General features: G+C 41.2%; 8 protein-coding genes. 3 read left to right on the top strand and 5 right to left on the bottom strand.

The window, feature by feature from the left end:
* Positions 1–200 precede the first annotated feature (200 nt).
* On the top strand, positions 201–626 hold the full coding sequence (locus tag Q1V93_RS05165) for a DUF1801 domain-containing protein (protein WP_300662413.1): 426 nt from the start codon (positions 201–203) through the stop codon (positions 624–626).
* A gap of 8 nt (positions 627–634) precedes the next feature.
* Here the strand turns inward: Q1V93_RS05165 and Q1V93_RS05160 are convergent, their stop codons facing one another.
* Together Q1V93_RS05160 and Q1V93_RS05155 are read right to left on the bottom strand one after the other, a co-directional pair.
* Positions 635–880: a T9SS type A sorting domain-containing protein gene (locus Q1V93_RS05160; protein WP_300662411.1), complete on the bottom strand. Its 246-nt coding sequence runs from the start codon at positions 878–880 to the stop codon at positions 635–637.
* A 116-nt stretch (positions 881–996) separates the two neighbouring features.
* Positions 997–2322, bottom strand: a complete 1326-nt coding sequence (locus Q1V93_RS05155; protein ID WP_300662409.1) for a serine hydrolase domain-containing protein — start codon at positions 2320–2322, stop codon at positions 997–999.
* Positions 2323–2544: 222 nt separating this feature from the next.
* Between Q1V93_RS05155 and Q1V93_RS05150 the strand changes: the two genes are divergently transcribed.
* Both Q1V93_RS05150 and Q1V93_RS05145 read left to right on the top strand, forming a co-directional pair.
* Positions 2545–3603, top strand: coding sequence for a histidine kinase (locus Q1V93_RS05150; protein WP_300662407.1), 1059 nt, complete (start codon positions 2545–2547; stop codon positions 3601–3603).
* A 1-nt stretch (position 3604) separates the two neighbouring features.
* Entirely contained in the window at positions 3605–4330 is a 726-nt protein-coding gene (locus Q1V93_RS05145; protein ID WP_300662404.1) for a response regulator, read from the top strand.
* A gap of 47 nt (positions 4331–4377) precedes the next feature.
* Here Q1V93_RS05145 and Q1V93_RS05140 read toward each other — a convergent pair whose 3' ends face one another.
* The 3 genes from Q1V93_RS05140 to Q1V93_RS05130 all read right to left on the bottom strand — a co-directional run bounded on the left by Q1V93_RS05140 (position 4378) and on the right by Q1V93_RS05130 (position 7047).
* Entirely contained in the window at positions 4378–5055 is a 678-nt protein-coding gene (locus Q1V93_RS05140) for a DUF2461 domain-containing protein (protein ID WP_300662401.1), read from the bottom strand.
* 722 nt (positions 5056–5777) lie between these two features.
* Entirely contained in the window at positions 5778–5921 is a 144-nt protein-coding gene (locus Q1V93_RS05135; protein WP_300662398.1) for a hypothetical protein, read from the bottom strand.
* A 43-nt stretch (positions 5922–5964) separates the two neighbouring features.
* Complete coding sequence (locus tag Q1V93_RS05130; RefSeq protein WP_300662395.1) at positions 5965–7047, bottom strand: ISAs1 family transposase; 1083 nt, start codon at positions 7045–7047, stop codon at positions 5965–5967.
* Between the last annotated feature and the right edge of the window lie 429 nt (positions 7048–7476).

Genomic DNA, 7476 nt, shown 5'->3' with positions numbered 1-7476 from the left:
AAGGCGATTGCTGTGTTTATTGCAGTTACGGAACAGTAAAATGTCCGCCGATTCAAAAAGGAGAGAGCTGTTGTTGAAACAGACAAAATGAATGGTGGAAGTTTCAAACAACGTAAGGATCATTCTCTTACCTCATTCGCTGTTTTGTTCTTTCGTCATGAATCTGTACTATTGAATGATTATCGTAATAAAACGGTTATATGAACACACAAGAACAAATCGAAGCATATATTGCGAGCCAGCCCGGGCCAAAACGCAGTGAGATAGAAGCGTTGCATCAAATGATACTTCACGTGTCACCGGATTGTAAATTATGGTTCACAGATGGTAAAAACAGCGAGGGCAAAATCATTGCCAATCCGAATATCGGATACGGAGGCTACACCATCCAATATGCTGACGGAACAAGCAGGGAGTTTTTTCAAATTGGGTTGAGCGCCAACAAAACCGGAATCTCTGTGTATATCCTGGGTCTGGAGGATAAAACATACTTAGCCAGAACATATGGTGAAAAGTTGGGAAAGGCAAGCGTAACCGGGTATTGCATTAAATTCAAAACACTAAAAGACATCCATATCGATGTGCTCGAAACGGCAATCCGGTATCGGTTTGAGAGTCAGCACTGATAGAAATCTCAGCGCACCAAAATCTTTTTAACCACCGTTGATTTTCCGGCAGTAATCTTCAGGAAATAAACGCCTTCCGGTTGATGGATGGGATAAGAAACCATTCCCGACGGATAAAGAGAAGTCCGATCCGGAATCTTTCCGGATACATCCGTGAGTACCAATTCCGTAAACAATTCGTCGCCGGAGATTGTCAGGTTTCCGTCCGTTGGATTCGGATAAACACTCACAGAAGACAAGTTCAAGCGATTCATCTGAATAAAGTGTGTGCTAAATGATTGTTTTTTTAGTGGTTTATAAGAGAGGAGGAACGAAAGGCTTATTCGTTGTCTGAAAGAATCTGTCAGGAAATAAATAAAAACCAGACACCTTATTCTTTTTTCATCTCGAAAGTCATTCCACCCTGTTTAAAAATCATCGTCTTGTGATCGGCTAAGAACTCAATTTTTACGCCGGCTTCTTCAAACTGAAATTTGTTCGTGTCATAAGCCTCAACCGGAAGGGGAGATTGCCCGGTTCCCTGGATGTAAAGAACTCCATCCTTGTGATTGACGGCTATTTTAATCGGCAACTCAGGTGAAGTGTAGGTACCGGTATATTGATCCATTTCTTTTGCGGAAACCTTCACGTCTTTAAACTCTGGAAATTCAAAAGGTTCCTCATACATGATGCTCAACACGCCCAAAATGAGCTGATTTCGGGTGAAGCGTTCTCCGTTGATAGCAAGCACGATCGAAACGCTGTCTTTTTCGTTATAACCCAATACCGAATGCGTTCCTTTTGTATCACCGCCATGTCCGTAAAGCATTTGTGTTCTCATCGGAATCTGCATCAATCCTCTTCCGAAGTATTCATCCGGATCCAACACTGGTTTCATGATCTCTACCGTTTCTTTTTTCACGATTTCATAGCGGAATAATGCCTGGATGAACAGTAATAAATCTTCGGGAGTTGCAACAATATCTCCGACACCTTTGGTATTCGGAAAATAAAAATCCGGCATTTTTACCCATTTACCGTTTGTTTGGTATACATAGGGCAAGTACACATTCTCCGGTTTGGTCAATATGGACGCCGTATTTTTTAAACCAAGCGGTTGGCATATTTGTTCCTGGATAAGTATTCCATAATTCTTCTGGTACACTTTTTCTGCAATGTTAGCCAGCAAGTAGTAAGCCGAATTGGAGTATTCCTGTTTTTCTCCGGGTTTGAAAGCCAGGCCCTGGCGTTTGATCTCATCCAGGATTTGCTGTTCACTGACCTTTTTGAGAAGCCAGTTTGGATCTTTTTCATTCCAGACATAATCGCCCAATCCGCTGGTGTGATTCAGCATCTGTTTCAGGGTGATTTCACTTGCTCCCGGCATTTCCGGAAAGAATTTTTCCAGCTTGTCATCTAAAGACAAACGTCCGCTTTCAATCAATTGAAAGATCAAAACAGCCGTATACGTTTTGGTAATGGATCCGATTTGGTATTTGGTATGCTGGTCGTGTTTCAGCTTCGGAACAGCAGCCTGCCCGAAATCCCGGTGGTAGAGCTCCTTTCCGTTTTTAGAAATGATCAGCGAGCCGATACAGCGGTTGTTGTTTTCCAGGAGACCGATGAAGCTGTCGACCTGGTCTATGTGAAGATTTTGAGCCGTTATGCCGAAAGCAGCTGTAACGAAGAGTAGGGAGAGAATAAATTTGGATGCCATACTGAATTGAATTTATAGAATGCACGTTTATCAGAGTGCTGTTGCAAAGTAAAGCGCGTTTGCTCAGCATGTGATTGTTTTTTTGACCTGCTTCCCGGAATTGGGGACAAACAGTTTTTCTATGAAAGCAGACCGCGTTCGTCCCTGATTTGGACAGGTTGGTGTAAAAAAAGACCGTTTGAGGCAGGAATCGCTAACTTTATGCTTTTAACGTGTTTTTCAATGAAAGTGACCAGGCGCTTCCCTTTAATCAGGCTGTTATTGAATGCCCTTTTTACAGGTTTGATCTTTTGGGCGGCAATTGCAAACAATAGCGGTAGCGAAGTTGCTCTTGGGGATGTTTTACTATACAACAGCCTGATTTTTGTGCCGGGTTGGATCAACAATTTTTACTTGCTTCCAAAGCTGCGCAGGGACAAAAAAGCCGGAAGATATTTCCTGAGAATTGCCTTGACGTTTCTTGCCGGTTCGTTGATTTTGGGATTATACCTGCATGGGTTACAGGACGCTTATCATACGGATGATTTAAGTCAATTTACTCCTGTCGGAATGACTTCTTCCGCTCCCGGATTCCTGAAGGAGTATCAGTATTATTTCGATGCATTTCCCGCAATTAGTATTGTGATGATCATGCTGGTCATCGGGTATGTGATCCGGGAATTTTTGCTGAAGCTGAAAAAAGAAAATCACATTCGAAATGAGCAGATCATTGCCGAGCTCAACTTATTGAAATCACAGATCAGTCCGCATTTTTTGTTTAATGTGCTCAACAGCTTATACGCTTTGTCCTTGAATAAGTCGGATAAAACCCCAGGCGTTATTTTACAACTCTCAGATATTCTCCGCTATTCCTTATATGAAACCCGGGAACGTGAAATTCCCGTTCTGGATGAGGTAGCGATCATTGAAACCTATATGGCCATTGAAAAAATGAGAATACCGGCTACGGCAAGTGTTTCGTTTAATCACGATGAGATTGATCAGACCATTAAAATTGCTCCGATGCTTTTATTGCCGTTGATCGAAAATGCATTCAAACACGGCGTGGATTCTACGGTGGATGATTCTTATATCAGGGCATCGCTGTCTAAAAACGAAACCCGCCTGGTGTTTACCTGCGAGAACACCTATAAGGAACCAAAGACAAAAAACACTCAGGTAGGAGGGATTGGAATTCAGAATGTCCGGAAGCGCCTGGAGTTGTTATATCCTTCGCGGCATTCGCTGGAAATCGAAAAGCAAGAAGGAATTTTTAAAGTGACCTTGTTAATTTTGCTGTGAAATGACTCGAAAAATAAGATGCCTGGTAGTAGACGACGAAAAACTGGCGCAGGAAGTATTGATCCATCATATTTCAAAATTTGATAGTTTGGAACTGGAAGGAGTGTGTAATAACGTTTTCGAACTCATCAGTTTTTTAAACAAGGATAAAAACATCGACTTGATTTTCCTGGATATCAAAATGCCGGAAATCAGCGGAACTGACTTCGTCAATATGTTCAATCATCCGCCGGCAATCATTTACACCACCGCTTACAATCAATATGCACTGAACGCTTTCGATCAGAGTGCACTGGATTATTTGTTGAAACCCATTTCGCTCGAACGCTTTTCCAAAGCAGTTCAGAAAGCACAACATTTTCTGAATATCCACGAACAACAACCTGTGCAAGCTGCCGGGGAAAACCGGAACGCCCCTTTTTATGTCAAAAGCGACAAGAAACTGGTGAAAATCGACCCGGATCAGATCGTCTATATCGAAGGAATGCGCAATTACATCTGCTTGTACCTGGAAGCGGAGAAAGTCATTGTTCACGGAACATTGACCGGGATCGAAGAAAGTTTAAACCACATGGCGCATATCGTCCGGGTGCATAAATCCTTTTTCATCAACCTGCATAAAGTCAAATATGTGGAACAGCACATCATCACGCTCGCCAATACAAAGAACATCCCCATCGGGTTGAATTACCGGGAGCAGGTGTATGAAAAACTGAAGGTAATTTAATATTTTTCATCGTATTGCGGTGAAGCCCGCCAACAACAGCTTACCTGCTAAAGGATTGATTCACCATTCGCATCCGTTGTTAAAACCTCGCTCATATAATCAAAAAACGGACGAAGCCCCTGGAATGTTTGATCCAGTTTTTCCACGAAGTCTGGCCGTAACACCTCCTCGTCGGTAAAAGGATGTCGTAAGATAAATTGCTTCTTTCGTAAGAGCTCAATAGCCGGATGATCTTGATCGAAACCTTTGGGCGCTGTTTTTACAGCATCACCGTGCAATTCGCCGAATGTATCAACGAAATCGGGTTGTGTCAAAAGCGCATTCCATTCGTCGTAATTGAACGAAATATCTTCCCGGATGCGTTTCAAATCATCCGGATTCGGAGCAAAGAACCCACCTGCCATAAAACTATGCCCGGGTTCCAGGTGAAAATAATATCCTCCGCGTAATTGAGCGCCTGCCCTGCTGAACCGGATCCCGAAATGCGTTTTGTAGGGAGCTTTCTCTTTAGAGAACCGGGTATCTGCATAAATACGAAATAAACTCGCTTTTCCCGACGCTGTTTCAAGATGATCGTGAATGCGCATTTTAGCCAGCAGCGAATCTGCGAAAGCAATGACATTTTGATGCGCATGTTCATAAACCGCTTTGTTTGTCTGAAACCAATCGCGGTTGTTGTTTGCTTTTAAAACAGCAAGAAAATTGAGAGTGGATTGTTGTATCATACTATAAAGGTATGTTTTGTCCGATAATTTAAGTGATTTTTTAAATTTCCCGTAGCTCACAGAGAATTAAGCGGATCCTGTTTTTCATTTCAAGTCGAAGGACATCATTCAATCGGCTATGTCGGTTCGAGTTTCCGACTTTTTCAGTCGGAAGTATCGAGAACGACATGCACATAATTGTAAAAAAACACCATCCAAAAAAGGATTCCAAAATCACAAAAAAACGCATCTGAATCACTCAGCTACAGGTCAAGTACGGATAGAGCATAGGTCAAGTATGGGTTAAGTATGGATACAGTACACGGCAAACGCATCTAAACTGCACTGCAATAAATAGGATACAATGAATAATGACAAGACATGTCACTTTATAGTAAAAGGGGAGGTATACCCATTCGATGTACTTGTTTCATGTGGAGAGAGGAAATCTGATTTACGCAAAAAATTAACGGATGTACTCCCTAATAGAATCGTATCAACAGAATTAAAGATAAACAAGTTATGCTCTGGTAGAACTATCATGTTCTCCACCGGACAGGTGCTTTTGTGGTTAAAGGAAAAGCCAACCACAGTTGATGGGTTGGCTATATTGAGTCATGAGATATTTCATTGTGCATTTTTCATACTTAATCGGATAGGGATTGAGTACTCTAGTGAGTCAGACGAAGCGTACGCTTACTTCATTCAGCATTTGACTAAGAAGATATATGAAAATATTGACATCACTTTTTCTTAGGCTTATTCGGTGTCTGTGTCAAAGCAGATGCCGCAACACTTTTTACCTTTTTCGGAGCTTTAGGGTTAGATAACAATTTACTTGCTTCTTTTGCTACCTTTTTAGATGTTTGTTCGTTATTTTTTGTCATGATTCAATGAATTAAAGTGAACAGCTAAAATATAAATTTCATTTCATAATCCTAACACCTTCTCCAAATAACCAGTTCCCCAGCCAGCTTTCATCCTTTTGGACTTCACGCCAATCTTTGAACTCGACTCCCGCTTGAGTATTTCAAGTGATATTTTGTTGATCAATGAAAAATTGATCACTGCATTCTGATTCATTTTACGGGACCCATCTTCATTGAACGCAACGTCTAGCATCCAGTGTAGGTTATTCTCTATTCCCCAGTGCGAACGGATCACACTCATTATATGCTCTGCGTTTGTGTTAAGACTCGAAATGTAATGAGTAGTACTGAACTCTGTTTTACCAGCTATCGTGACTTCTGATTTCACAACTATAATAGACTGTAGATTATCCCACACCTCATGTTTTCTGAGCATCTTTGGATGGTATAACACTGCAGCTGTTCTCTTTTCGATTCTCCCATGAGCCTGATCAATCGTTTCATGAACAGAATCAGGCGTCAATTCCCTGAAAGCAAACTCAATATCTCTCACCATTTGGCGCCGGTTATTTTTCACTTGGAGTACATAGTCAGCTCCTTTCTCTACTATTTTAGAGGCGATATTCATCTGTGCTCCCATAGCGTCAAGCGTGACAATAGATCCTTCAATGAATAAGGCATCAAGCAACTCCAGGATTACATTCAATTCTCCAATCTTCTTATTGGTATAAACCTGGCCAAGTGTTATACCAGCATTCTTCGACCATGCACTTACCATGTGTACTGCATGTAAATTACTTCGTTTCGATCCACGGATTGATTTGCCATCAATTGAGATTACATCTCCTGTTTTCTCTCTCTGGATTGTGGATACCCATTCCCTGAAGCAACTCTCGAATTTATCCGGATCCATTGTAGAAAAGAACCGGTTGAATGTGTCGTGAGATGGAATTCCATTCTCTAGATTTAGATGTTTACTGAACCAGTCAAATTTCTCGACTCCAAATTCTTCGATCTCATTCCACGTTTCAGCACCGCATATTACAGCGGCTAGTGAAATGAAGATGATATTCTCCATCGAGTGCAGTTTAGTTCGGTTCATTCTATGGTCTTTTAAGTCCTTGAAAATATCCAGTAAAGTCATGGCGTGTGCTTTCCATTAGAATCAAAATCATAATGTGTTGGTAACAAAAACGTAGTCTGACGGGAGAGGCGAATGATGAATGGATTTATTTTTAGATAAACAAAACAAAGACCACTATTAATCCTAAACTTATAGTGGTCTGTTTCGGGAATATTACTTACGTACTATTCTTGTTGTTGTGGTAACTGTGATTCCACATGTAACAGTAACGCGTACAGGGATAGTCGTTTTACGGATAACAATTTTTGATGACATATCAACATCTCCTTTCTTTTTAATGTAGGCTTTTTACAGACATAATGATCCTACTCATCATTCGCCTCGGTCTGTGCACCTGAAAATTAGGCACAAAAAAACCCGACTTATTAGGACTCGTCGGGTTTTTATTTCTTTGACCAACATTGGAGATGCATATGTCAAGATGTTATC

Origin of the sequence: Fluviicola sp., from assembly GCF_030151805.1 — a bacterium.
GTDB lineage: Bacteria > Bacteroidota > Bacteroidia > Flavobacteriales_D > Crocinitomicaceae > Fluviicola.
Note: the sequence above shows the minus strand (reverse complement) of the source record. Positions and strands in the feature narration are given on the sequence as shown.